This is a genomic window from Rhodococcus pseudokoreensis, assembly GCF_017068395.1.
Classification (GTDB): domain Bacteria; phylum Actinomycetota; class Actinomycetes; order Mycobacteriales; family Mycobacteriaceae; genus Rhodococcus_F; species Rhodococcus_F pseudokoreensis.
The window spans coordinates 3029274-3053781 of record NZ_CP070619.1 but is presented as its reverse complement, the minus strand read 5'-3'; the positions used below and the strand labels follow the sequence as shown (position 1 = coordinate 3053781).

Here is a 24508-nt window from a genome sequence, read left to right as displayed (position 1 = left end):
GACGGGTGGCCAAACACTGGCGTTTATATAAACCAGTTGATACATTTAAGCCGAAATCCGTTCCGCGATCGAGGAGATCCCGCATGAGTGCACCCACCGTCACGTCGCAGGGCCGGGCGACTCCGGCGAAAACCGAGACGGAACTGCGTCGTGAACTCGCGGCGGTGTACCGCCTGCTCGCACATTTCAAGATGACCGACCTGATCTTTACGCACGTCTCGGTCCGGCTTCCCGGGCCCGAACACCACTTCCTCATCAACCCGTACGGACTGTTGTTCGAGGAGATCACCGCCTCCAGCCTGGTGAAGATCGGGCTCGACGGTGAACTCGTCGATCCGTCCGAATATCACGTCAACCCAGCGGGATTCGTGATTCACGGCGCTATCCACGAGGCTCGGACGGACGCGCACTGCGTGCTGCACACCCACACGAAGGCCGGGTGCGCGGTGGCCGCGCAGGAGCACGGACTGCTGCCGCTCAACCAGATCTCGATGGAGTTCTACAACCGGGTCGGCTACCACGACTACGAAGGCATCGCCCTCAACACGGCCGAGCGGGTGCGGTTGGTCGAGGATCTCGGCGACCACCCCGCGATGATCCTGCGCAATCACGGCCTGCTCACCGTGGGTGAGTCCGCCGCCGAGGCGTTTCTGCGAATGTTCTACCTGGAGAAGGCGTGTGACATCCAGATCGCCGCCCAGGCGTCGGGTGACCTGCGTGTGCCGTCGGCCGAGATCGCCGAGCACACCGCGCGGCAGTTCGCCGGTGAGGCCACCGACGACTTCGCCGACGACCAGGCCTACGAGATGGCGTGGGCGGCGCTGCTGCGGATGCTGGACCGGACCGCCCCCGGCTACAAGGACTGAACTGCCTTCAAGGATTGAACAGCGATCACATCCCCGGTGGGGCAACGACTCCCACCGGGGATCCGCCCGTCAGGACCGCGGCGACGTTGCGCGCCGACTGCTCCGCCAGGGTGTGCGCGACCTGCGACGAGTACCACGCGGCGTGCGGGGTGATCACGAGGTTGGGGATCTGCAGGATCGGATCGTCCTGTGCAGGCGGTTCGTTCGGGAGAACGTCGACGGCAGCACCTGCGAGGTGCCCGCTGCGCAGTGCTGCGCCGAGTGCGTCGTGGTCGACGAGTCCGCCGCGGGAGACGTTCACCAGATACCCGCCGGGCCGCATCGTCGCCAGCGCACGCGCGTCGATCAGGCCCCGCGTCTCGGAAGTCAGGGGAACGTGCAGGCTCAGTACGTCCGAGCGGCGCAGTAGTTCGTCGAACCCGACCACCTCGACGCCGTCGGCCGCGAGTTCCGCGGCGCGGTCGCTCAGCCCGCGGCCGCTGACGAGCACGGTCACGCCCACGGCCCGGGCCCGCACCGCGAGTGCGCCGGCGATCCGGCCGAAGCCGTAGAGGCCCAGCACGGTTCCGGCGATGCGCCGCGGCGGTGCGGCCGTGACATCCCACCCGCCGGCCCGCACGGAACCGTCGAGGGTGTGGGTGGATCGGATCAGCCCGACGGCGAGCGCGAACGCGTGGTCCGCGACTTCCTCGGTGCAGTAGTCCACTGCCCGCGTGACCCACACGCCGCGTTCGTGCGCCGCCGACACCGGCAGGTGGTCGTACCCGGCGGAGGTGGCCGACAGCAGTCGCAGATCCGGGAGTTCCGACAGGTGACGCGGCTCGAGTCCGGTGTTTTCCGGACCCACGAGCAGGGCGACGACGCCCGGGCCGGACGGGAACTCGGATTGATGGATCACCTCCGCGGAAATGCCCGCGGCAGCAAGGGAATCGGACAGTGCTTCGGCCGGAATGAAGTCGTCGAGGACGACGACACGGTCGGTCATGTGCCCACCGCTCCCGCTTCTTCGGTGGTCCGCCGCACGGCGGCGTCGACGCAGCGCGCGGCCGCGTCCCCGGTGCTGATCGCTTCCATGACAACGGGATCCAGAATGGCCTGCAGTGCAAGCCCGTCGGTCAGCGCCACCAGCGCGACGGTGACGGCGTCCGCGTCGAGGTCGGGGGAGACGATGCCCTCCCGCTGGGCGGCGACGACCGTCTCGCGCACGACGCCGCGCCAGCGGGCGAGGAACGTGGCGATCTCACCGCGGGCCGTGTCCTCGGCCGCCCCCTCCGCGTAGAAGAACAGGAAGACGCGGGTCATCGCGAGTCGGCGTTCGTCGAGCGGCAGGATGCTGGCGGTGATGTTCCGCAGCTTCTCGATCGGACCGGCGCCCTCCTCCTCGAGGATCACCCGGTACAGGTCGCCCTGGATGTCGCCCGCCCGGCGAAGCGCCCCGAGGAGCAGTTCGTGCCGGGATCCGAAGTAGTGGTTCAACACTCCGGTCGACCACCCACTCTCTTCCGCCACCGCTCGCGTGGTGACGGCGGAGATTCCCTCCCTCGCGATCAACGCGAGCACGGCGTCGGCGAGCGTCTGTCTCCGCTCGTCGTGGTCGACGATCTTCGGCACGGTCATTCCTCCCGCTCGTGCGCACACACCCTCGTGCGCTGATCCCACTCAGGCTATCGGTGCTGAAGTGCTCGCGACGCTCGGTGCTGAAGTGCTCGCGACGCTCGGTGCTGAAGTGCTCGCGACGCTCGAGTCCGGAACCGGCTCTTCTTCAGCTTTTCCCGACACCCGCGCGTTCCACACGGACATCACGTACGCCGGGGTGGGTGCGGTGAACAGGCTGGTCACCACGAACACCACCAGCGCGCTGACGAGTCCGACGTACACCGGTTCGTTCGCCATGACGTCGCCGACGACGAACATCGTGGCGATGGTCGCGAAGGTGCCCACCGCCATGGCCGCCATCGCGGCCGTTCCCGTGGCGCGCTTCCAGACGAGCCCGCCGAGGATGGGGACGAGGAGTCCGCCGACCAGGATGTCGTAGGCGATGGTCAGCGCGGAGACGATGTCGTTGATGAGCGCGGCGATCACGATGCTGACGAGGCCGATCACGATCACGTAGAGGCGGTTGCCGCGCACGTCGGCTTCCGGGTCGGACGTGTCGAGTTCGGGCCGGGTGCGGCCGAAGATCTGGGCGACGAGTGGCAGGACGTCCTGGCGGGCGACCGTGGCGGTGGCGATCAGCGCGCCGGACGCGGTCGACATCATCGCGGCCACCGCGGCGGCGAGGACGATGCCGCTGAGGCCGACGGGCAGGACGTGGACCGCGACGTCGGCGTACACGTCGTCGGACGAACCGATGTCCGGCATCAGCGCGGACGCGGCCAGGCCGATCAGTGCGCCCGCGACGCCGTACAGCAGGCAGTAGACGCCGGCGGTGACGCCGCCCCACCGCGCGACCTCGGGCGACTTCGCGGTGAACACGCGCTGCCAGATGTCCTGTCCGATGAGGATGCCGAGGGTGTAGACGACGAAGAACGTGACGATGGTGCCGGTGCCGATGGTGCCGAGCCCCAGCGCCTGTTCGCCGACGCGCTCCTTGATGCCGGCGTACCCGCCGGCCTGGCTCCAGGTGAACGGGAGCAGCAGGACGAAGACGCCGATGGTCTTGATGACGAACTGGACGACGTCGGTGAGCGTGATCGACCACATGCCGCCCATCGCGGAGTAAACCACGACGATGAGACCGCCGAGGACCACCGACAGGGTCCGGTCGAAGCCGAACAGCACGTTGAAGATGGTGGCGTAGGCGATCGTGGACGTGACGGTGAGCATGAGCGTGTACGCCATCATCACGAGGCCGGACGCGCCGGTGGCGTCGATGCCGTACCGGAGTTTGAGCATGCCGGAGACGGTGTACACCTTCAGGCGCTGGATCCGGGCGGCGAAGAGCAGGCTGAGCAGCAGGACGCCGGCGGCGATCGACACGACCAGCCACATCCCGGAGAGTCCGTACTTGTAGCCGAGGCCGACGCCGCCGACGGTGGAGGCGCCGCCGATGACGACGGCCGCCATCGTGCTGGTGTACAGGAATCCGCCGAGACGCCTGCCTGCGACGAGGTACTCGCTGGAGTTGCTCGCGCGGCGTTTGCCCCACCAGCCGAACGCGAGCATCGCGCCCAGGTAGATCAGGATGATGGTGATGTCCATGATGCGTCCTTCACGTGTCCTAGCGGATCGGTGATGACGGGCGCGGGTCCCGTCGGTGCCGGTCTCGTCAGACCGTTGCCCTAGACCGTAGAAGAACATTGACGTGAAATAAATCACTTGATACAAATAATCACTTCAGAAAATCGTGAAGTAATGGTGCGACCCAGCTCACAGCCTGTTTTCGACCCGCCGGAGGAACCCGATGCGCAGTTCGCTGCCCGATCTGAAGCTCCTCCAGATCTTCGCGGCCGTCGTCCGCCACCAGGGGTTCGCGCCCGCACAGCAGGAACTCGGACTGTCCGCGTCGGCGATCAGCACCTATATGAGCCAGCTCGAACGCCACCTCGGCATCGTCCTGTGCCACCGCGGCCGCGGCGGATTCGGACTCACCAGCAAGGGCGAGCTCTACCACAAGGAATGCCTGCGCATCCTCGGGGAACTCGAGGGGTTCGAACGCTACGGCGCCGCGCTGCAGGGCGAGCTCAGGGGCACCCTCACCATCGGGGTGCTCGATTCCACCGTCACCGACGCCACCCTGCCGCTCGCGGATGTCATCGGCGTCTTCAGCAAAGACCACCCCGCCGTCTACCTCGACCTGAAGATCCAGACCCCGCACGAGCTGCAGGTCGGAGTGCTCGACGACCGGATCGACGTCGCCGTCGGCGCGTTCGCCTCACCGATGAACGGCCTCGTCTCCCAGGCGCTGCACCGGGAGCAGCACTGGCTGTACTGCAGCGACAAGCATCCGCTGTTCGGCAGGAAGCGGGTGCCGCCCGAGGTCATCACGCAACAGCGGATGGTGACCCGCGGCTACTGGTCGGAGCAGGAACTCGCCCGCCAGGGTTTCCCCGAACCGTCGGCGACGGTGGAGAACATGGAAGCGCAACTCATCCTCGTGCTGTCCGGCGCCTACATCGGATACCTGCCCGAGCACTACGCGGAGTACTGGGTCGACCGGAACCGGCTACGCCCGATCCTGCCCGCGTCGTTCGGCTATCAGGCGCCGTTCTCGCTGATCTACCGGCGCGGCCGGGCCCGCGAACCGATGGTCCTCACATTCCGCGAGTTCGTCCGGACCAGCATGGACGGCTGACCGTCGCTCACGCGGGCGGCCCGGATGTCGGCTGACACCGGCATCCGGGCCGTCTGCACGACCGGCTCGATCACCCCTCGATCGGCGAGAGCGAGCCGAACTCGTCGGGAATCGTCAGTTCCGCCGCGCTGGGATCAGGCGCACCGGGCCCGAAGTGGGCGTACTTCTCGACGTGCTGGTCGAGTGAAAGCGGACTCGGGGTGCCGTAGGTGAAGTACGTTTCCCACGGCAGTTGGGCGCCCCCGACGGCCAAACCGGTGTCGATGTCGGACATCTGCCAGGTCTTGGTTTCGGCGTCCGGGTCGAGATGCAGGTAGCCGGCCTCGCCGAACAGCTCGATGCGGTTTCCGCCCGGCTCGAACACGTACAGAAACTGGCCCTGGGTGATGCCGTGCTTGTCTGGCCCGGCCTCGATCCGAATGTCGTAGTCGCGGAACATCTCCACTGCGTCGAGGTTGTGCTGCCCGGTGCCGTAGTAGAACGCGAGGTGATGCAGCTTGCCGCGGCCGCCGGTCATGTCCCGCATGCAGGCGACCTCGTGGCCGAGAACGTTCGAACTCATCCACGCGCCGATCTCGACGTTCCCGTCGACGACGCGCTCGGTGGTCCGGAAACCGAGATGACGTTCGAACGAGTCCTTTACTGCGGTCACGTCGGACGCCATCAGGTTGAGGTGGTCGATCCGCTTGACCGGGATGCCCTGGAGTGGCTTCTTCGACGGACGGGAGAGGATCTTGCTCTGTAGCTCTGGTGGGGCGACGTACTTCTCCACCTCCCACAGCAGTTGCAGGTTGTGCCCGTCCGGGGACTGGAATTCGAAGGTCTTGCCGTAGCCGAATTCGTCCTCGCTCCAACGGCCCTCGACGTTGGAATCCTTCAGCGACTTCGCGCGCCGATCGAGGGCATCGGCGGAACTTGCACGCAGGGCAGCGTGCCCCATGCCTGCTTCGGGCGCCTCGGTGATCTTCAGGCTCCACTGGTACGGATCCTCGTACCCGCGTAGGTAAACCGATTGTCCTTCCCGGCGCGTCACGTACATCCCGAGGAACTTCGTGAAGAAGTCCAGCGTCTCCTGCGGCTTGGGGCTGAACAGTTCGGCCCGGGCGAGATGCGCGATATCGAAACGAGCGTCAGTCATGGCTTCTCCTGGATTTCCGACTTCCGGGCCTGTTGCACCGGTGGTGGTCGATGTCATGAGCGTGGTCGATGCCGGGGGACACGGTCAGCGCTTTTCGCGATAGCCGAACACCGGTCGCGCAGAGCCTCCGGCTGTCCCGGACCTCCGAATCATCGGTTCGGCACCAGCACCTTCTTCCTAGCCTCGGTTCATCACCTCGCCTGCCCAGGAAAGGACTGGAAGATGAGTCGTCAGAGCGCCGCGATCGTCGGATCCGGAAACATCGGGACCGACCTGATGTACAAGCTGCTGCGGTCCGAGCACATCGAACCCCGGTACATGGTCGGTATCGACCCCGACAGCGAAGGCCTGGCCCGGGCCCGGCAGGAAGGCCTCGAAGCCTCCGCCGGCGGGGTGGACTGGTTGCTCGCCCAGCCGGAACTGCCCGACATCGTCTTCGAGGCCACGTCCGCGAAGATCCACGCCGCCGCGGCACCGCGCTACGCCGAGGCCGGGATCACCGCCATCGACCTCACCCCGGCGTCCGTCGGCCCGTACGTCGTCCCCGCGGTCAACCTCGACGCGTACCTGAGTGCCCCGAACGTGAACATGGTCAGCTGCGCCGGCCAGGCCACCATCCCGATCCTCTACGCCATCAACGAGGTCGCCGACGCCTCCTACGGGGAGATCGTCGCCGCCATCGCCTCGCACAGCGCCGGGCCGGGCACCCGCCAGAACCTCAGCGAGTTCAGCGAGAAGACCGGCAAGGCTCTCGCCCAGGTTGCCGGCGCCGACCGCGCCAAGGCCATCTCGGTGATCAACCCGGCCGAACCGCCGATGAACATGCGCGACACCGTCTACGCCAAGGTCCGCAACCCCGACCCGGCCGCCATCGAGCGCGCCGTGATCGACATGGTCGCCAAGGTCCAGCAGTACGTCCCGGGCTACTCGTTGCGCATGGTCGACGTCGACGGGGATCTGGTCACCGTGATGCTCGAGGTGATCGGGGCCGGCGACTTCCTGCCCACCTACGCCGGCAACCTCGACATCATCACCGCCGCCGCCGTCCAGGTCGCCGATGTCATGGCCCGGCAGAACCTCGTCCAGGGAGCAGCCCAGTGAACAAGAAAGTCACCATCGTCGACACCACCCTGCGCGACGGCATGTCGTCCGTCTCGCACCAGTTCACCCCGCAGAACGTCGCCGACATCGCCCGCGGCCTCGACCGCGCCGGGGTCTCGACCATCGAGGTCGCGCACGGCATCGGGCTCGGCGCCTCCTCGATCCAGTACGGGTTCGCCGCCGCCACCGACCCGGACTATGTGCGTGCCGCGGTCGACGCCGTCGACAACGCCGACATCGCCGCCCTCTACGTCCCCGGCATCGCCACGTTGGCCGAGCTGCAGAAGGCCATCGACGCCGGCATCAAGACCGTCCGTGTCGCGGTGCACTGCACCGAGGCCGACTGCGGGCAGCAGCCCGTCGAGTGGGCCAAGGAACAGGGCCTGACGGTGATGACGTTCCTGATGATGAGCCACAAACTCGAGCCCGAACCGCTCGCCGAGCAGGCCGCGAAACTCGACTCCTACGGCGCCGACGTCGTCTACGTCGTCGACTCCGCAGGTGCCATGGTGCCCCGGCACGCCGGGGACCGGGTCGCCGCCCTGCGGCAGGCGATCACCGCGGACATCGGGTTCCACGCCCACAACAACCTCGGCGTCGGCATCGCCAACGCACTCACCGCCGCCGAGAACGGGGCCACCTTCATCGACGGGTCCCTGCGCGGCCTCGGGGCCAGCGCGGGCAACGCCCAGACCGAGGTCCTGGCCGCCGCCTTCGAACGCGCCGGCTGGGACACCGGGGTGGACCTGTTCCCGCTCATCGACACCGCCGAGCACGTCGTCGCGCCGCTGATGAAGGAACCGCAGATCGTCGACGAGACCGCCCTGATCCTCGGCTACGCCGGGGTGTACTCCACCTTCTTCCACCCCACCAAGCGGGCCGCGAAGAAGTTCGGCGTCCCCGCGCGCGAGATCCTGATGGAGCTTGGTCGCCGCGGCGTCATCGGCGGCCAGGAGGACATGATCATCGACGTCGCCTCCGAACTCGCCGGCCGCACCTACGAGACCCCGGCCCCGGCCGCGGTCTGAGAACGGAGAACAGCACATGACCACCACGGAGCCGGCACCCGGCGTGACCGAGATCCGCCACCTCATCGGCGGCGAATGGAAGTCGGCCTCGGACGGCGCCACCTTCGAATCCCGGGACCCGCACGACGGTTCGCTGCTCGCGACCGTGCCGCGCGGCACCGCTGACGACGGCGACGCCGCGATCACCGCCGCCCGCAGCGCCTTCGACGACGGTCCCTGGCCTCGGATGTCGCCGAAGGAGCGGGCAAAGATCCTGCATGCGGTCGCGGATGCGGTCGACGAACACCGGACGGAACTGGCGCTGATCGAGACCCGCGACGGCGGCAAGAGCATCAACCAATCCCTGCACGCCGAAATCCCTCGGGTGGCCCACAATCTGCGGTTCTTCGCCGACTACGTGTCGATGGCGGCGAACGAGGCATACCCGGACGGGGATCTCCTCTCCTACGTGTTGTATCCGCCGGCGGGCGTGGTGTCGGCGATCAGCCCGTGGAACGCGCCGCTGATGCTCGCGACGTGGAAGATCGCCCCGGCGTTGGCCTTCGGCAACACCGCGGTCCTCAAACCGGCACCGCAGACCCCGATGACCGCGCACCGATTCGCCGAACTGGCGCTGGCGGCGGGACTGCCCGAGGGGGTCCTCAACGTGGTGCACGGGTTCGGCGGTGAGGCCGTCGCCGGGCCGCTCACCTCCGACCCGCGGGTCGACCGGATCACGTTCACCGGATCGAGTGCGACGGGCGTGAAGATTCTCCAGTCCGCGGCGGTCAACCACACCCCGGTCTCCGCGGAGATGGGTGGCAAGTCCGCGAACATCGTCTTCGCCGACGCCGACCTCGATGTCGCCGTGCCGATGTCGATCCGCGCGATATTCGGCGGAAACGGCCAGGTGTGCCTGTCGGGTTCCCGACTGCTGGTGCAGAACTCGATCATGGACGAATTCCTCGAGCGGTTCGCCGACGAGGCGGACAAGCTCACCGTCGGCGACCCGAAGGACGCCTCGAACTTCCTCGGCCCGCTCATCGAACAGCGGCACCTCGAGAAGGTCCACGGTTACGTCGAACTCGCGCAGGAGGAGGGCGGCAAGATTCTCACCGGCGGCGCCCGCCTCACCGACGCTGCCCGGGCGAAAGGCTTCTACTACCCGCCGACCGTGATCACCGGGCTGACCAACGACTCCCGCACCGCCCGCGAGGAGATCTTCGGCCCCGTCGAAACCGTTCTCGGATTCGACGACGAGGACGAGGCACTGCGCATCGCGAACGACTCGCCGTACGGCCTGGCCGGAATGTTGTTCACCCAGAACCTCGATCGTGCGCACCGCATGGCGGCACGCTGGAAGGCCGGAACCGTCTGGATCAACACGTTCTTCGAACGCGACCTCCGGTTGCCGTTCGGAGGTGAAGGCAGCAGCGGACTGGGCCGGGAGGGCGGCCAGTACTCGCGCGACTTCTTCACCGAACCGCGGGCAGTCACGATCCGCCTGCGCGGCTGACCACACTTCGCCACGGACGGCCGCAGCGGTACCCACCGCTGCGGCCGTTCTCCGTTCACACCCCGAGGAGAACTTTGCTGTGACTGCACCCGACCTCTGCGTCGTCGTCGGCGCGACCGGCGCGATGGGCACCGAGATCACCCTCCGATTGGCCCGTCGCGGGCTCCGGGTTCTCGCCGTCGCCCGAAACCCCGACGACCTCGAGAAACTCGCCGCCGCGGACGAGCGGATCATTCCCTGCACCGCCGACATCGCCGACGACAGCGCCATCGACGCGATCTCCGGTCTGGTGGATTCGCCGGTGCGGATGGCCCTGTTCGCGGCGGGCCTCCCCGTTCGGGGATCCGCCGACACCATCGCACCCGGGGATTTCGCCGTGGGGGCGAACATCAAGGTCGGCGGACTCGTCCGCCTCCTGCACGCCGTCCGCGATCATCTCGTCGACGGTTCTCGCTTGGTCACGATCGCCGGCTCCCTCGGACTCGAGCCCGGTCCGCTCGACGCCGCGCCCGGCACGGTGAACGCCGCGGTCTTCAACCTCATGCGCCAACTCAGCGCCCTGTACGGGCCGAGGGGTGTCACCACCCACACGATCGCGCCCGGGCCGGTGGACACCCCACGGCTGCGCGCGTTCGTGGAGACGGAATCCGCGGAAACCGGACTGGACCCTGAACAGATCTGGGACCGATACCGGGCCAAGACCACTCTCGGCCGCTTGCCGACGCTTCCCGAGATCGGCTGGATCGTCGAGACGCTGCTCGCCCCGGAAGCCGCGGCGCTGCACGGCTCCGTCATCAACGTCGACGCCGGAACCCGGCACGGAATCCACTGATCGCCTCCTCGAAAGGAACTGCCGCCCATGCCTGTCGCACACTTCCACCTCGTCGACGGCGCCTACACGGCCGAACAGCGCCACATGCTGCTGACCGAGGCGAGTCGCTGCTACTCCGAGGTACTCGACTCGCCGATCGACCGAGTCCGGGTGTTCATCGTGTGCTACGCCCCCGACGACGTCGCTGTGGTGGGAACCGTTGTCGCCGACGGTGCGCCGCCTGCGCCGTACTTCACCGCGATCGTGCTCGCCGGCCGGCCTGCCGCGCAACGCCGGGAACTCGCATCACGACTCACCGATGTCGTGGTCGACGTGCTCGACACGCCGCGGTCGCTCGTGCGCGGCCAGGTCGTCGAGGTCGACCCCGCCAACTGGGCGATCGCCGGAACCGCAGCTGCCGCAATTCGTGCCGACGAGATCGCTTCCCGCGCGTCACACTGAGCCGGCCTTACGCGAGAAAGGGGCGGTCGCGACACTGGTCGCGACCGCCCTTCCCGTTGCGTCGTGCTCAGAATCCCCAGGGTTCGTCACGCCCGAGCAGCTCGAGCGACCGGAAGCTGCCGGTGTAGAAGACGAGCGGGTGACCATCGTCGTACGACAGCTGCTCGACCCTGCCCACGTGCAGGGTGTGATCGCCCGCGGGATACGAGGCGACGACCGTGCACGCCAGGTGCACCAGAGCGCCTTCGAGGAGCGGCACACCCCTGCGCCACACGAACCGCACTAGATCGGGTTGCTGCGCGGCACCTGCGAAGTGCAGCGACACCGGTTCCTGATCGCCCGCCAGGATGGAGACGCCGTACTTGCCGGTCTCCGCAATCCGATCGTTCATCTTCGCTCGGTTGGCGATCGACACGAGCACCAGCGGTGGGTCGAGCGACACAGACGTGAAGGCGTTCGCCGTCATCCCGTGCACCGAGTCCTCGTCCTCGCATTCGGCGGTGGTCACGATGGTGACGCCGCTGGCAAATCGCCCCAACGCCTTCCGCATGTGCAGCGCCGTCACCTCGAGGTCGGATCCGCGGACCGTGTCGGTCATGGCTTGACTCCTCATCTGCCCTCTACTCAGCTCCGGACGATCTTCAGGTCGTCGTTGTTGATCAGGTCGGGCCGGGTCCACCCGTTGATGTCGTACTCCGACATGCACTGTTCGGCGAACCCCTTGAGCGCGAGATCCTGACCGCTGGCCTGGTAGGCGAACAGCGTCTGGAACCGGACGGCCTCATGGTCGCCGCCGTAGTTGCGTTCGTACAGTTCGTGTCGACCGCCGAACTCGGTGCCGACGGCGTCCCAGAGCAGCTTGAGCAACTGGACGCGGTCGATGGCGGCGACCCCGTTGGAGCCGCGCACGTACTGGTCGAGATACGGCCGCATCGCCGGGTTGTTCCAGTCGCTCGCATGGGAGTTCAGGTAGATCAGTCCGCTTCCGAGCACCTGCTGGATGATCTCCTTGATGCGTGGGTAGCCCACACCCATGAACGTGCGATAGGCGAGACCGTAATTCAGGTTCGGCTGCACGGCACCGTTCACCCACGGCTCGGGTGACTTGGCCATCGAGTCGGACAGGCCCCAGAACATGTCGCGCCAGTTCAGGATCTCCCCGATCTGCATCTGCACACCGCGGAAGCCGGCGGAACCTGTCATCTCCACGCCCTTCATCACACACCCGGCGATGAAGTCGAGCTTCACGGCCAGCCGGGCGCACCCGTGGAACATGAAGCGGGACAGAAATCCCGACCTCATCACGAAGTTGTTCGTCGTCTCGGTGTCGTAGGCGAAGACGTTCTCCCACGGGACCAGTACCCGGTCGAACACCATGATCGCGTCGTTCTCGTCGAACCGGCTCGACAGCGGGTAGTCGAACGGGCTTCCCATCACGGCGGCGTTCATCTCGTAGGACGTGCGGCAGAACAACTTCAGGCCGGGCGAATCCATCGGCACGGTGAAGATCAGGCCGTACTCCTTCTTGCGCAGCGGCAGGCCGTAGTGGGCGATGAAGTTCGCGTTCGTGATCGCCGACCCCGTCGCCACCACCTTCGCGCCCGACACGATCAGGCCGGCGTCCGTCTCCTCCACCACGTGCACACACACGTCGGCGGTCTCGTCGGCCGGCTTGTCGCGGTCGATCGGCGGGTTGACGATGGCGTGGTTGAGGTACAGCACCCGTTCCTGCGCCTGCTTGTACCAGCGCAGCGCGTTCTCCTTGTAGGGGCCGTAGAAGTCGGCATTGGCGCCGAGGGTGCCGAGGAAGGACGCCTTGTAGTCGGGGGAGCGGCCGAGCCAGCCGTACACCTCCCGCTGCCAGGCCACGATCGCCTCACGCGCCTGCAGCAGGTCGTCGGCGCTGTGGGCGGTCTTGAAGAACGGGTGCGTGAACCCGCCGTTGCCGGTGTCCGTCGGCACTGCCAGGACACCGCGTGACTCCGGCCGATGCAGTGCGTCGTACATCCGGGCCACGGACCGCGCCGAGTTGCGGAAGGCTGGATGCGTGGTGACGTCGTCGACGCGTTCCCCACGGAAATACACCTCCCGGCCGTCGCGAAGCGACTCGAGGTACTCCTCGCCCGTCATGGGCCGAACGCTGTTGGGTACTCCGACTGCATCGTCGACGAACGCTGATGTGGTCATGTCTTCACTCCTGGTGTCGAGGGGCAGGATTCGGCCCGGCGGCCGATTGCGCTGGCGCGCATCGGTAGCCGAAGTCCAGGGGGCTCGCGCGACCGGGAAAGTAGGTATATCGTTCCGGACGCCACGTTCCTGTGATCTGGAACACTAGAAGGCGGAGGTGCGATGGAACATGGCTGAGCGCGAACAATCGAATGGCTCCGAGCGCACCGACGGTCCCGCGATCGTCTCCCTGCGGACGCGGGAGTTGGACACGCGTGAAGGCCACACCCAGTGGGCGAGCACGTTGGAGCAGCTGTACTGCGAGACGGATGTCGCATGGCCCGACCCGCGGCGTCGATTCGACGCAGAATGGGGTGGGCGCCCGTTCGGTGACCTCCACATCAGCACCATTCGCGCCGACGCGCACACGGTCGTCCGGTCGCCGGCGATGATCGAGTCCGATTCGGGAACAGGCTATCTGGTGTGCCTCGTGACCGACGGACAGGTCGAGGTCGAGCAGTCCGGCCGAGCCGCGGTCGTCGATCGGGGATCCTTCGTCCTTCTCGACTGCGCCGCCCCGTTCGTCTTCCATTCGCCGGCGCCGTTCCGGCAGGTCGTGGTGCGTTCGCCTCGTGAGGTCCTCACCTCACGACTGCCCGGCCGGATCGTCGAGCACGGCACAGCGAGATCGATCACCGGGCACTCCGGGGCCGGCGGACTGGTCGGTCGGTTGTTTGTCGACATCGCCGATATGAACGCGCCGATGTCGGAGGGTGCCGCGGTCGCGTTCGCCTCCTCCGCGGTCGACATGCTGGCCACCGCGCTGACCGAGGGATCAGTGGTGACCAGTGCCGCAGACCTGCACCGCACCGAAGACCTCACGCGAGTACAGCGGGTGATCGAACAGAATCTTCACGACACCGACGTGACGTTGTCCGACATCGCGGCTGCCGCGGGGATGTCGCTGCGAACCGTCCACAAACTGTTCAGTGCCGAGGGCACGACGACGCGGGCCTGGCTTCACCAGGCCCGCCTCGAGCGTGCGCGAAAGTACCTGCTGACCACAGACCTCTCCGTCGCGGAGGTCAGCGAATGCGCCGGTTTCCGGGATGTCTCCCACTTCAGCCGGCTGTTCCGGGGCATGTTCGGCACGAGCCCCGGGCAGTACCGTAAAGAACGTGCGCACAGAGGTTCACAGTGATCTGAGTGCACGATCAGCCCGCGCGTGCGGTCAGGGAAGTACCGTGTCTTCGTTGCTGAACAGCATCGTGACCCCGCCGGTGGCGAAGTTCGCAAGGTCTCCGGCGGCGGTCTTCCCAGCCGATGACGACAGTGCCTGCCCGGCATCATCTTTGGAGTCGAAGAACAGTTCGGCGAGCGCGTATGCTGCCGGAGTGGTGCCGTCGAAGGTCTCGCACTTGCCCGTGGCAAGCCGGACGACGCCCGGTACGGCTTCGACCAAGGGAAGATGCTTCGTCGAGTAATATTCGTCGAACGCGGCCGGGTCGGTCGGCCTGTTGTAGATGATGCTCACGCGGTACATGGAACCCCTGTTCTCGATGTGTCTGATGGGACGGATCGCGGCGTTCAGACGGCCGCGGCTTGCGCACGCGGTGTGCTCGCGGTGAATTCCTCCTTGAAAATCAAACGCGGTGACATTCGGCGACGTTTGAGCGCCTTGACGGCAGCGGCAACCATCGCCGGCGGCCCGCACAGGTAGGCGCTGTGGCCACGGCAACTCGCGAAGTCGTTCAGCACGGCATCGGTCACCATCCCGGTCGCCCCGCTCCACCCTTCCTCGCTGAGCACGGGGTGGTAATGGAACCGCGAGTCGGCTGCTTCGAGCGCCCGGAAGTGCTCGACGTCGTACAGGTCGGCTTCTCGGCGTCCGCCGTGGTAGAGGTGGATGGACGGTAGCAGGTCCGTGTCGAGTGCATGCCGGACAATGGATTTGAGGGGTGCGAGTCCCGTCCCGCCGCCGATGAGAATCGCGGGTTCGGGTTGCGGCTCGACGATGCCGAACTGGCCCAGCGGCCCGCGCAGTTCGATGCGGTCCTCGACCGCGAGCGTGTCGAAGATCCATCCCGACGTGGCGAGACCGCCTTCCGTCTGCCGGATGTGGAACTCGAGCAGTCGTTGCTCGGACGGCGGGTTCGCCATCGAATACTGCCGAGCGACACCGGATCCGGGAACGATCAGTTCGGTGTACTGCCCGGCGTCGAACTCCATCGGCTGGTCGAGTTCGACGACCAGCCTGCGGGTCTGACGGGCAATGTCCGACAACTCGCGCACGGTTCCCCGATAGTCGCGGAGGGGGTGCATCGGCCGGCCGGAGTCGGCGTCGTTCACCGGGGCGATGGTCAGGTCCCCGCGCGGTTTCGCCTGGCAGGCCAGGGCGAGTCCGGACGCGCGGTCGTCGGCGGTGAGGATCGTCTCGTCGGCTGCGCCGTGGTCCACCTCGCCGCAGAGGACGCGGATCTTGCACGTGCCGCAGGTTCCTTGCGAACACGCGTGCGGAAGCCAGTGGTTCGCACGCAGAGCGGCCTCGAGGACGGAATTGCCCGCTGCGACAGGAAACGCGTCGTCGTGTCCGGACACCGTCACGGTGCGGTCCATCGGTCACACCTCCCAGGTGACGTGCAGGCCCTGTGGCCCGCGGAACGTCCATCCCCAGAACTGCGGGGCGCGGTCAGGATCGGGCTCGATGTTCGGAATGGTCTCGAACAGCTCTTCGAGCGCGATCCGCACGATCGCCGTGCCGAGATACGTTCCTGCGCATGCATGATTGCCGGCACCGAAGGCTAGGTGGGGCATGATCGGGCGGTCCACGTCGTAGGCCTCCGGGTTCTCCCAGGAGGATTCGTCGCGGTTGGCAGAACCGTACGCGAGCATGACCGGCGTTCCTGCGGGCAGGTCGACTCCCTGGAGGCTGACGTCATGGTTTGCCACCTTGACCGCGGCACTCCAGATCGGCGCCACCCAACGCGCCCCCTCGTTGACGGCGCGGGGAATGAGAGTGGGGTCGTCGACGACGCGTTCGAGCTGATCGGGATGCGCGAGGAGCCCGGCCAGTGTGGTGGTCATGACATGACCCGGTTCCTGGAGCGCGCCGAGCAGGAACACATAGATGTTCGGGTAGATCTCCGATCGGTCCCGCACCTGCCCCTCGGGCATGCCGTCGTGTAGCCAGTGTGAGATCAGTGTGTGGTCGGGATGCTCGGACCAGTGGTCGAGCAGCGGATCCACGGCGGCGATGATCTCGGTCTTCACCGCGTCGCCGGCCTCGAACGGGGCAGGATTGGCGAAGTTCCCGTCCTGGTCGACTTCCGCGTTCCCGTACGACTGTGCCAGGGTCTGGAACCAGCGGACCAGCGTTTCCGACGGAATGTCCGTCAGGCCCATCAGGTCACCGACCGAACGCACACTGATCGGTGCGAAGTAGGCCTCCTGAATGTCCACGCCGCCGCGATCTTCGATTCCTTCGAGGATACGGCGTGCCTGCGGCCGGACGAGGGTGTCGACGTAGGAGTCGACCGCGCTGGGTCGTAACTGGGGGTCGATCCAGTCGCGCAGCTTCTTGTGCTCCGCACCGTTGGAGGCGAGTACGGTACCTTCACCGAATGTCCGTCCCCCGGATGGGGCGATCACCGTGGACCACGTGTCGGAGTCCTGGGTGATCTGCAGGCACAGATCTCGTGAGGCCACGACGTACATTCCCACGGCCGGCACGTACGCGACGGGCGCTTCGCGCCGCAGCCGGTCGTAGATCGGGTTCGGGTCCCGATCGAGTTCCTCCATCGTGATCGACTCGATCCACGTGGTGCTGGTGGTCATGGCGTTCTCCTCTGACATCGTTCGGAAGATTCGAAGTGACGCGGCCCGCGAACTTTTCGGGGATCGTCCGCGCGGAAAGTCCGTGTGATCTGGAACACTAGAAGGCGGAGGTGAGCTCGAACATGACCGACAGTGCACAGAAGGATGACTCCGTCTGCACCGAAGGCGCCGCTGCGATGGTGCTGAGTACACGTGAGCTGGAGTCGACCGAAGGACGCATGCGCTGGGCGGACACACTGGATTCCACATACTGCGAGATGGACGTCGACTGGCCGGACGAGAACGACCAGTTCGCAGCGGAACTGACGGTGCGGCCCTTCGGTGAACTGACAGTGAGTGTGGTGCACGCCGACCCACACACGGTGGTGCGTACGCCCGAGATGATTCGATCCGACCCCAACGACGACTTCCTCCTCTGTCTGATCACGCGGGGGTCCGCCACTCTTCAGCAGCACTCGCGGACCGCGCTCCTCGAACAGGGGGCGTTCGGCATTCTCGATTCGGCGGCACCGTTCGTCGTGGACGGCAGGACCGAATTCGAGCAGGTCGTGCTGCGTGCGCCACGCCAACTGCTGATCTCTCGACTCTCCGCGGAGGTCATGGACGAGGTCTCCGGGCTGGGAATTTCAGGGCAGAGCGGGATGGGCGGTCTCGTCTCTCGCTTCCTCGTCGACATCGCGTCCACCGATGCGCGTCTTTCGGTGGGGTCGTCGGCATCGGTCGCCGCGTCCGCGGTGGATCTGCTCACCGCGGTTCTCACCGAACAGGCACCCCCGGTGACCGCGACGAAACGGGTGCACCACGACGACCTCCGGTCGGTGCAGCAGGCGATGGCGCGGTATCTGCACGATCCCGACCACACGGCAGCCGAGATCGGCGTGGAGCTCGGAATGTCTTTGCGCTACATACACAAACTCTTCAGCCTTGCTGGTGCCACCCCACGCACGTGGCTGTACCAACTGCGGTTGGACCGCGCACGCGAACAACTGCTGGACACCGACTCCACGGTCGCCGAGATCAGCGACCGCGTCGGTTTCCGCGATGTCTCCCACTTCAGTCGAGCGTTCCGCAAGCGTTTCGGGGCCAGTCCCGCACATTTCCGGGAACAGTACGGAAGCAGCCGCAGCCCTCTGGTGAACCGGAGGCTCGCCAACGAAACGGAAACAGACTGGTAGGTTTCCGTTGCGTCTATCCGGTGTGCTCGCGCCCGAAGATCTGTCGCGCCAAGACCCACCGTTGAATCTCGTTGGCACCTTCGTATATTTCGCCGATCTTGCTGTCCCGGTAGATCGCCTCCACCGGCCCCTCGGTGTCGTCGGCGCCGAGCGAGCGGACAAAGCCCAGTCCACCGAACGCCTGCACGGCATCTCGGGCGATCCGCGCAGCCAGATCGGTACCTCGCAGCTTCGCCATTGCCGCCTCGGGCTCGGGGAATCGTTCACCCGCGTCGAGGCGTAGCGCCGCTTTGATGTACAGGCTGCGTGCCGCCTCCAGATCCGCTGCATAGTCCGCCATGACGAACTGCCAATGCTGCTTCGAGGCAAGCGATGCGCCGAAGGCGTGGCGTGACTTCAGATGGGTCACAGTCCGATCGAACGCGGCCTGCGCCATGCCGACGCCCGCCGCACCGATTCCGATGCGCCCGTAGGTCAGAGTCTGCAAGGCGATGCGCAGGCCACCCCCGACCCGTCCGAGTACCGACTCCGCCCCGAGGCGAACGTCGTCGAGAATGACATCGGCAGTGATCTGGCCACGGTTGCCGAGCTTGCGGTCGGGGGTGCCGATCGTGACACCGGGTGCACTGGTGGGGACGATGAAAGTCGTCAGGCTGTCTCCCGTCCGGGCGAGCACCACCACCACTCCGGCGACGACGGAGTTGGTGATCCACCGTTTCCGTCCGCTGAGGATCCACCCGTCACCGTCCGGGGTCGCGACTGTGGATACGGCGGCGGGGGAGAGGTCACTCGAGGCGCCCGGTTCGCTGGTCGCGAAGGCGCCCACGATCTCGCCGTCGACGATCGGCCGCAGCCAGCGTTGACGTTGCTCGTCGGAGCCCTGGTCGAGCGCGGTGCCGGCCAGGATGCAGTGCACGTCGTAGATGGCTGCGACGCTGTTCGAGTAGTACGCCAGTTCTTCCACTGCGACCGCGGTGGCGGTGGCGGGGTGCGCCAAGCCCTTCCCCCCGACGTCGGACGGGAACGGGATCCGGAACAGCCCGTCCGCCGCCATGGCTTCGAACGCATCTCGCGGGAATCCGTCCAGCCGCTCATCACCACCGGCGATCCGGTGCGCGACGGGCTCGATCGCGCGGGCGGCGAATTCACGCACGCGAGCACGCAGGCGGCGAACCTCGTCCGGGGACACGAGGTCGTGATACAACTCGTCGGCCATCCGCTCGGGGACGGGCGATGCCTGGGTCGGCTCCACGGCGAGGGTGACGGGACTGCTGGGGGTCATCGGATCTCCTGGGGAAGAGCGGGTGGTACTCCTCTGTGTAGCCCGAATCCGGTCTCGCCTCGCCATCCGATCGCAATGGTGGACTCGTCAGCCGCCGACGTCCGCGGTGGTTCCGGATATCCGGATCTGCGCGGCCGACACCTCCCGTTCGGCGAGCGTGACGTCACCGGCCGCGAAATGGGTCTTCGGTGTCTCCCGCAGGATCACCCGCACGTTCGCCACGGGCGTGCCGATCGCACGGTGGGCGGCGTGGGTGAGTTCGGAAATGAGCGTTCGCAGCTCCTCGGCGCTACGACCCTCGGCGATGGTGACTTCGATGATCGGCATCAGTGACCTCCCGCCACCGTGACGGTGCCCAGATTCGTGAAGTGCACTGCGATCCGTGCGCCGGGCTTCACCGGAACCGCGTCGGTCATGCCTCCCGTGAGCACCACCCAGCCGGCCTCGATGGCGTGACCGCGTGCGGCAAGGGTATTCGCCGCGAACGCCAATGCTTCGGCCGGATGTCCGTGCACTGCAGCGCCGGTGGCCGAGTCGACCACCTCGCCGTCCACTTCCAGCAGGCACCCTTCGAGCGCGAGATCGAGATCCTCCGGCCTGCGGCTGATCGGTCCGGTGACATAGCGGCCGGACGAATTATTGTCGGCGACGGCGTCCATCATCGAGAACTTGTAGCCCGAGAATCGGCTGTCGATGATCTCGATGGCACCCACCACATGGTCCACGGCAGCGAGAGCGGATGCGGCGCTGACCCCGGGTCCCTGCAGGCGGCGTCCCATCACGAAGGCGATCTCCGGTTCCGCCCGCGCGTGGATCAACGAGGCTCGGGGCACCGCCTCGCCGATCGGAAGGATCATTCGGTCGGTCAGCCAGGCGGTCGACGGGGAATCCACTCCCACCTGGCGTTGCTTCGCCTTCGACGTGACGCCCAGTTTCACCCCGGTGACCTTCTCACCGCGCGCCACCCGGATGTTGAGGGCGAGGTCCTGGGCGGCGTACGCCGTCGCGAGGTCGAGGCCGTCCCATTCCGCCCTGATTGACGTCAGGGCTGTGGCGGAGTCTTCTGCCTGCAACAACCGTTCGGCCACTCGGGCCGCGCTCCACGTGTTCGTGTCCGTCATTGTTCCTCCTTCGTGTCGAGCACGGCCGTCACACTGCCGAGCCCGGAGATCTGCGCGACGATCGAATCTCCCGGTCGTACCGGGAATGCCCTGGTCATCGAGCCGGGAAGTACAACATGACCGGGCTCGAGCGTCACGCCCATCGGCCCCACGGTGTTCGCCAGCCACACCAGTGCGTTGAGTGGCGAACCGAGGACGGCACCACCCGCGCCGGTCGCCACGAGTTCCCCACCGATGTGGAGAGTGCACCCAGCCAGTCGCAAGTCCACGTCGTTCAGCGCGACGGGGCGACTGCCGAGGATCACTCCACCGGAGGACGCATTGTCGGCGATCGTGTCGAAGATGCCGATGTTCCAGTCACGGATCCGGGAGTCGACGATCTCGAGGGCGGGCAGGACGAAGTCGACGGCCCGGACCGCCTCGGCGACGGTGACCCCGGGCCCGGTGAGGGGACGGCCCAGCATGAATGCCACCTCGGGTTCGATCCGCGGCTGAAGGAACCGCTCCGCCGCGATGGGCTGGTGCTCCAGGTGGAACATGCTCGCGGTCAGATGCCCGAAGTCGGGTTGGTTCACCCCCATCTGCCGCTGGATGGCTCGCGATGCGAGCCCGACCTTGTGGCCCTTGACGACGTCGCCGCCCAGGGTCCACTCCTCGACCTGCAGTTGCTGGATGCGGTAGGCGAGTTCGATCGACGCGTCGGGGTGTTCCGGGGTGAGCGGGTCGATCGGCTCGCCGGTCCGGTAGACCTCGAGCAATCGGTCGGCGGCCTTGCGTGCGTCGGTATCCATGGCACCTCTGATCTTTGTTCGGACGGGGAACTGACGGTCTGGGGCGGGGCCGGTCAGGAGGCGAGGGAGCGGCCTCGCGCCGGTTCCCGGTGGTCCCGGGTGAGTTGAGGCGTCGCGTGTGTCGACGCCGCGATTGCGTGCGTGACGTCCCGAGCGGCGGCAGTGAGGGCGCGGGTGAGCTCGGCTTTCCTGGGTACGAATCGGGTGACCGGGACGCTCATGCTCACCGCCGCCACGACCGAACCCATGTCGTCCCGCACCGGAGCGGCTACGCAATGTACCTCCGACACTGCCTCCCCGAGGTCGTAGGCGCAGCCGGACGATCGCACGACCGATAACGCGTCGAGCAGGGCGCCGGAATTGGTGATCGTCGACGGGGTATGCCTGCGAAGTGCGCGTCCGGCCAGGTAGCGGCGTAGTTCGCCCTCTTCGAGGGCTGCCAGCAGTACCTTGCCGACGGCGGTGCAGTGAGCGTCGAGTCGGGCGCCGACACGAGCGCCCTGGACGGTGATGTTGTGTGTGCCGACGACCTTGTCGACGTACAGCACGTGCCACCGTTCCATCACGGCGAGATGGCTGGTCTCGCCATACCGCTCGACGAGATTCTCGATGACGGGTGCCGCACAGGAGCGCACGTCGACGGTTCCGCGCAGGGTTTCGCCGAGTTCGATCACCCGCCACCCGATTCGATAGCGCCCCCGTGTGCGGCACTGCAGGAGCCCGGTGTCCACCAGACTCGACAACAGCGCGTGTGCACTCGATCGGGGAACCTCGATCGCGGCGGCGACCTCCGAAACCCCCCACTCGGGACGCGTCGCCGTGAACAGGTCCAGCACCGGGCCGATCTTCTGGACCGTCTGCAGTGTCGCCACGGTTTCCGTCCTTCCTCGTCACGGCTCTGCGGGGAAGCGGCGTACGCGACCCGAGAGCGTCTGTGATTCAGAACACTAGAAACCAGGTGGTGGCGGGGCCATGACCCCCAGCGCACGAATGGATGACTGCGGGCGCACCAGTGTTGTGCGGCGGGCGCCGTGATGCCGCCGACCTGGTCCGATCCTGCCGGCGTCGTCCAGTTTCACGCGGCGATCACTCGGTCGGGGAGCCCAGTTCCGCCGACAGCGCGCGGCACCGTTCGACCAGGACGAGACCGTGCTGCGCGCACAGTGCGTCGTCGAGGCGGAACGTCGGACCGATGACGCTGAGGGCGCCCACGATCCGGCCCACCGCGTCGTAGATGGGGGCGGCCACACCCGTCGAGTGGTCCTCGAGGGTGTCGTGGGCGATCGCGTATCCCTCGCTCTGCAGGTCGCCCCGCAGCGCGGCGCCGACGGCCGTGCCCACGAGCGGCACCGTCTGACCCACCCAGCCCATGTGCCGGATCGCGTGGGTGCCCTCGATCTGCGCGAGGTAGAGGGCGGTGCCCTTCGGCCCGTGCGTCGACAGGTACGTGGATTCGCGGGTTTCCTCCGCAATCGCGACCATCGCGGGCCGGGCCCGGGACAGCAACTGGTTGTCGCTGATCGCCCGGGCGCCGATCTGCAGAAGCCGCGGTCCGGCCCGGTACACGTTGTCGTCGCCGCGCACGAGGAATTCGCTCTGCTCCATGCTGCGGATGAGGCGCAGCGCGGTACTCGTGGCGAGGCCGGCGGCTTTCGCGGCGTCACCGAGCGTCAGCCCGCCCTGCTCGGTGATCGCGCCGAGCAGTTCGAAGGTGCGGCTCGCGCTGCGGGTCACATCTCCGGGGGCCATGGGTCGTCTCCTGACGGTCGCGGGTGTCGGCGTGAATCTACCGTGAGGAGATCTCGGACAGCAGGGGCTGCCGGTGTTCGTCGAGCAGCGGGCTGCGCCGGACCCCGGGGCGTGTGCTGTCGCCGAACACGACCGGCTGCCGCACGTAGTCGATGGTGCCCGCGACCGGATGCTCGAACGATTCGACGAGTCCGCGGTGCCTGCTCTGCTCGGACGACAACGCCTGCTCGACGTTCCAGATCTCGGAGGTCGCCAGTCCGGCCGCGCCGAGGATCGCGACCACCTCGGCGACCGTCTTGTCCTTCGCCCAGATCTCGATCTCGGTGCGCAGGGCGGGTTCGTGGTCGGTGCGGGAGGTGTCGTCGGCGAAACGGTTGTCGCCGAGAAGGTCTGCGCGACCCATGGTGTGCGCGAGCTTCTCGAACCCGGACTGGCTGGCGACGGCGAGGACGAACAGGCCGTCCGACGCCCGGTACGTGTCGAACGGGGTGGAGACCGGATGCCGATTGCCCACCCCGACAGGCGCGACCCCGGACGCCTGCAACTGACTGTGCGCGGTGGGCAGCATCGCCAGCATGCTGTCGAACATGGCGACGTCGAGATGATGCCCCACACCCGATTCGCGGGTTCCGACCAGTGCGGAGCTGATGCCCCACGCCGCGAACAGTCCCGCGACGAGGTCGCCGAACGATTCACCGAGCCGGGTCGGTCCGGATTCGGGTGAACCGGTGATGCTCATGATCCCCGACATCGCCTGCACGACGAGGTCGTAGGCGGCCGCACCCGCGAGCGGCCCGTCCTGCCCGAAACCGGAGATGGATGCGTAGACGAGCCGGGGGTTGCGGGCGTGGACGGTGTCGTAGTCGATGCCGAGCCTTGTGGTCACGCCGGGCCGGAAGTTCTCGACGAGGACGTCCGCAGTGTCGATCAGGTCGAGCAGGACCGCCCGATCCGCTTCGTCCTTGAGATTGAGTGCCAGCGAGCGTTTTCCGCGGTTCAGCACGTTGAAATAGATGCTCTCGCCGTCGCGGAACGGGCCGAGGTGCCGCGAGTCCTCGCCGGCGGCGGGCTCGATCTTGACGACGTCGGCGCCGGCGTCCGCGAGCAGCGCGGTGCAGTACGGCCCGGCCAGAACACGGGAGAGATCGACGACGCGAATGCCGTCGAGGGGAGGGAGGGTAGGCATGGCGGTCGG

25 protein-coding genes are annotated in these 24508 nt (G+C 67.0%); 9 read left to right on the top strand and 16 right to left on the bottom strand.

Annotated features, from left to right (window positions below):
• The first annotated feature begins 83 nt into the window (after positions 1-83).
• On the top strand, positions 84-866 hold the full coding sequence (locus tag JWS13_RS19045; protein ID WP_206007001.1) for a class II aldolase/adducin family protein: 783 nt from the start codon (positions 84-86) through the stop codon (positions 864-866).
• Between the two features lie 25 nt (positions 867-891).
• Here the strand turns inward: JWS13_RS19045 and JWS13_RS19040 are convergent, their stop codons facing one another.
• Genes JWS13_RS19040 through JWS13_RS19030 form a run of 3 tightly spaced genes read right to left on the bottom strand, consistent with a single transcriptional unit; the run spans position 892 to position 4067 of the window.
• Positions 892-1851, bottom strand: coding sequence for a C-terminal binding protein (locus JWS13_RS19040; protein WP_206007000.1), 960 nt, complete (start codon positions 1849-1851; stop codon positions 892-894).
• Positions 1848-2483: a TetR/AcrR family transcriptional regulator gene (locus tag JWS13_RS19035; protein ID WP_206006999.1), complete on the bottom strand. Its 636-nt coding sequence runs from the start codon at positions 2481-2483 to the stop codon at positions 1848-1850. The genes JWS13_RS19040 and JWS13_RS19035 overlap by 4 nt, the downstream gene beginning before the upstream one ends.
• A gap of 42 nt (positions 2484-2525) precedes the next feature.
• Complete coding sequence (locus JWS13_RS19030; RefSeq protein WP_241032241.1) at positions 2526-4067, bottom strand: sodium:solute symporter family protein; 1542 nt, start codon at positions 4065-4067, stop codon at positions 2526-2528.
• 202 nt (positions 4068-4269) lie between these two features.
• Between JWS13_RS19030 and JWS13_RS19025 the strand changes: the two genes are divergently transcribed.
• A complete protein-coding gene (locus JWS13_RS19025; protein WP_206006998.1) occupies positions 4270-5160 on the top strand; it encodes a LysR family transcriptional regulator in 891 nt (296 codons plus the stop codon).
• Positions 5161-5230: 70 nt separating this feature from the next.
• Here JWS13_RS19025 and JWS13_RS19020 read toward each other — a convergent pair whose 3' ends face one another.
• Entirely contained in the window at positions 5231-6298 is a 1068-nt protein-coding gene (locus JWS13_RS19020) for a VOC family protein (protein ID WP_206006997.1), read from the bottom strand.
• Positions 6299-6520: 222 nt separating this feature from the next.
• On the opposite strand from JWS13_RS19020, the gene JWS13_RS19015 reads away from it, so the two are divergent.
• The 5 genes from JWS13_RS19015 to JWS13_RS18995 all read left to right on the top strand — a co-directional run bounded on the left by JWS13_RS19015 (position 6521) and on the right by JWS13_RS18995 (position 11195).
• Positions 6521-7399, top strand: coding sequence for an acetaldehyde dehydrogenase (acetylating) (locus tag JWS13_RS19015; protein ID WP_206006996.1), 879 nt, complete (start codon positions 6521-6523; stop codon positions 7397-7399).
• Positions 7396-8427 (top strand): 4-hydroxy-2-oxovalerate aldolase, encoded by a 1032-nt coding sequence (dmpG, locus tag JWS13_RS19010; RefSeq protein ID WP_206006995.1) that lies wholly within the window; start codon positions 7396-7398, stop codon positions 8425-8427. The genes JWS13_RS19015 and dmpG overlap by 4 nt, the downstream gene beginning before the upstream one ends.
• 16 nt (positions 8428-8443) lie before the next feature.
• Positions 8444-9922 (top strand): aldehyde dehydrogenase, encoded by a 1479-nt coding sequence (locus tag JWS13_RS19005; RefSeq protein WP_206006994.1) that lies wholly within the window; start codon positions 8444-8446, stop codon positions 9920-9922.
• Positions 9923-10001: 79 nt separating this feature from the next.
• Positions 10002-10754, top strand: a complete 753-nt coding sequence (locus JWS13_RS19000) for an SDR family NAD(P)-dependent oxidoreductase (protein WP_206006993.1) — start codon at positions 10002-10004, stop codon at positions 10752-10754.
• 27 nt (positions 10755-10781) lie between these two features.
• Positions 10782-11195, top strand: a complete 414-nt coding sequence (locus tag JWS13_RS18995; protein ID WP_206006992.1) for a tautomerase family protein — start codon at positions 10782-10784, stop codon at positions 11193-11195.
• A 67-nt stretch (positions 11196-11262) separates the two neighbouring features.
• On the opposite strand, the gene nphA is transcribed toward JWS13_RS18995, so the two are convergent.
• Positions 11263-11793, bottom strand: coding sequence for an NADH-dependent flavin reductase (gene nphA, locus JWS13_RS18990; protein WP_206006991.1), 531 nt, complete (start codon positions 11791-11793; stop codon positions 11263-11265).
• Positions 11794-11819: 26 nt separating this feature from the next.
• Positions 11820-13382 (bottom strand): 4-hydroxyphenylacetate 3-hydroxylase family protein, encoded by a 1563-nt coding sequence (locus JWS13_RS18985; protein WP_206006990.1) that lies wholly within the window; start codon positions 13380-13382, stop codon positions 11820-11822.
• 169 nt (positions 13383-13551) lie between these two features.
• On the opposite strand from JWS13_RS18985, the gene JWS13_RS18980 reads away from it, so the two are divergent.
• Positions 13552-14562: an AraC family transcriptional regulator gene (locus tag JWS13_RS18980; RefSeq protein ID WP_206006989.1), complete on the top strand. Its 1011-nt coding sequence runs from the start codon at positions 13552-13554 to the stop codon at positions 14560-14562.
• 30 nt (positions 14563-14592) lie between these two features.
• Here JWS13_RS18980 and JWS13_RS18975 read toward each other — a convergent pair whose 3' ends face one another.
• Genes JWS13_RS18975 through JWS13_RS18965 form a run of 3 tightly spaced genes read right to left on the bottom strand, consistent with a single transcriptional unit; the run spans position 14593 to position 17195 of the window.
• Positions 14593-14904, bottom strand: coding sequence for an EthD family reductase (locus tag JWS13_RS18975; RefSeq protein ID WP_206006988.1), 312 nt, complete (start codon positions 14902-14904; stop codon positions 14593-14595).
• 44 nt (positions 14905-14948) lie between these two features.
• The gene (locus tag JWS13_RS18970; RefSeq protein ID WP_206006987.1) at positions 14949-15977 is read right to left on the bottom strand and encodes an NADH:ubiquinone reductase (Na(+)-transporting) subunit F; all 1029 of its coding nucleotides are present in this window, start codon (positions 15975-15977) and stop codon (positions 14949-14951) included.
• 3 nt (positions 15978-15980) lie between these two features.
• Positions 15981-17195 (bottom strand): cytochrome P450, encoded by a 1215-nt coding sequence (locus tag JWS13_RS18965; RefSeq protein ID WP_206006986.1) that lies wholly within the window; start codon positions 17193-17195, stop codon positions 15981-15983.
• A 122-nt stretch (positions 17196-17317) separates the two neighbouring features.
• Here JWS13_RS18965 and JWS13_RS18960 point away from each other — a divergent pair, with 122 nt between their 5' ends.
• The gene (locus tag JWS13_RS18960) at positions 17318-18370 is read left to right on the top strand and encodes an AraC family transcriptional regulator (protein ID WP_206006985.1); all 1053 of its coding nucleotides are present in this window, start codon (positions 17318-17320) and stop codon (positions 18368-18370) included.
• Between the two features lie 13 nt (positions 18371-18383).
• Here JWS13_RS18960 and JWS13_RS18955 read toward each other — a convergent pair whose 3' ends face one another.
• The 7 genes from JWS13_RS18955 to JWS13_RS18925 all read right to left on the bottom strand — a co-directional run bounded on the left by JWS13_RS18955 (position 18384) and on the right by JWS13_RS18925 (position 24499).
• Positions 18384-19652, bottom strand: a complete 1269-nt coding sequence (locus tag JWS13_RS18955) for an acyl-CoA dehydrogenase family protein (protein WP_206006984.1) — start codon at positions 19650-19652, stop codon at positions 18384-18386.
• A gap of 87 nt (positions 19653-19739) precedes the next feature.
• Positions 19740-19979 carry a tautomerase family protein gene (locus JWS13_RS18950; protein WP_206006983.1) on the bottom strand — a complete coding sequence of 80 codons (240 nt, stop codon included), beginning with the start codon at positions 19977-19979 and terminating at the stop codon, positions 19740-19742.
• The gene (locus JWS13_RS18945) at positions 19979-20773 is read right to left on the bottom strand and encodes a 2-keto-4-pentenoate hydratase (protein WP_206006982.1); all 795 of its coding nucleotides are present in this window, start codon (positions 20771-20773) and stop codon (positions 19979-19981) included. Before JWS13_RS18945 ends, JWS13_RS18950 begins: the two co-directional genes overlap by 1 nt.
• Positions 20770-21564, bottom strand: a complete 795-nt coding sequence (locus JWS13_RS18940; RefSeq protein ID WP_206006981.1) for a 2-keto-4-pentenoate hydratase — start codon at positions 21562-21564, stop codon at positions 20770-20772. The genes JWS13_RS18945 and JWS13_RS18940 overlap by 4 nt, the downstream gene beginning before the upstream one ends.
• Before the next feature lie 53 nt (positions 21565-21617).
• The gene (locus JWS13_RS18935) at positions 21618-22436 is read right to left on the bottom strand and encodes an IclR family transcriptional regulator (protein WP_206006980.1); all 819 of its coding nucleotides are present in this window, start codon (positions 22434-22436) and stop codon (positions 21618-21620) included.
• Between the two features lie 214 nt (positions 22437-22650).
• Entirely contained in the window at positions 22651-23313 is a 663-nt protein-coding gene (locus JWS13_RS18930; protein ID WP_206006979.1) for an IclR family transcriptional regulator, read from the bottom strand.
• Positions 23314-23350: 37 nt separating this feature from the next.
• Complete coding sequence (locus JWS13_RS18925; protein WP_206006978.1) at positions 23351-24499, bottom strand: CaiB/BaiF CoA transferase family protein; 1149 nt, start codon at positions 24497-24499, stop codon at positions 23351-23353.
• Positions 24500-24508: the final 9 nt, after the last annotated feature.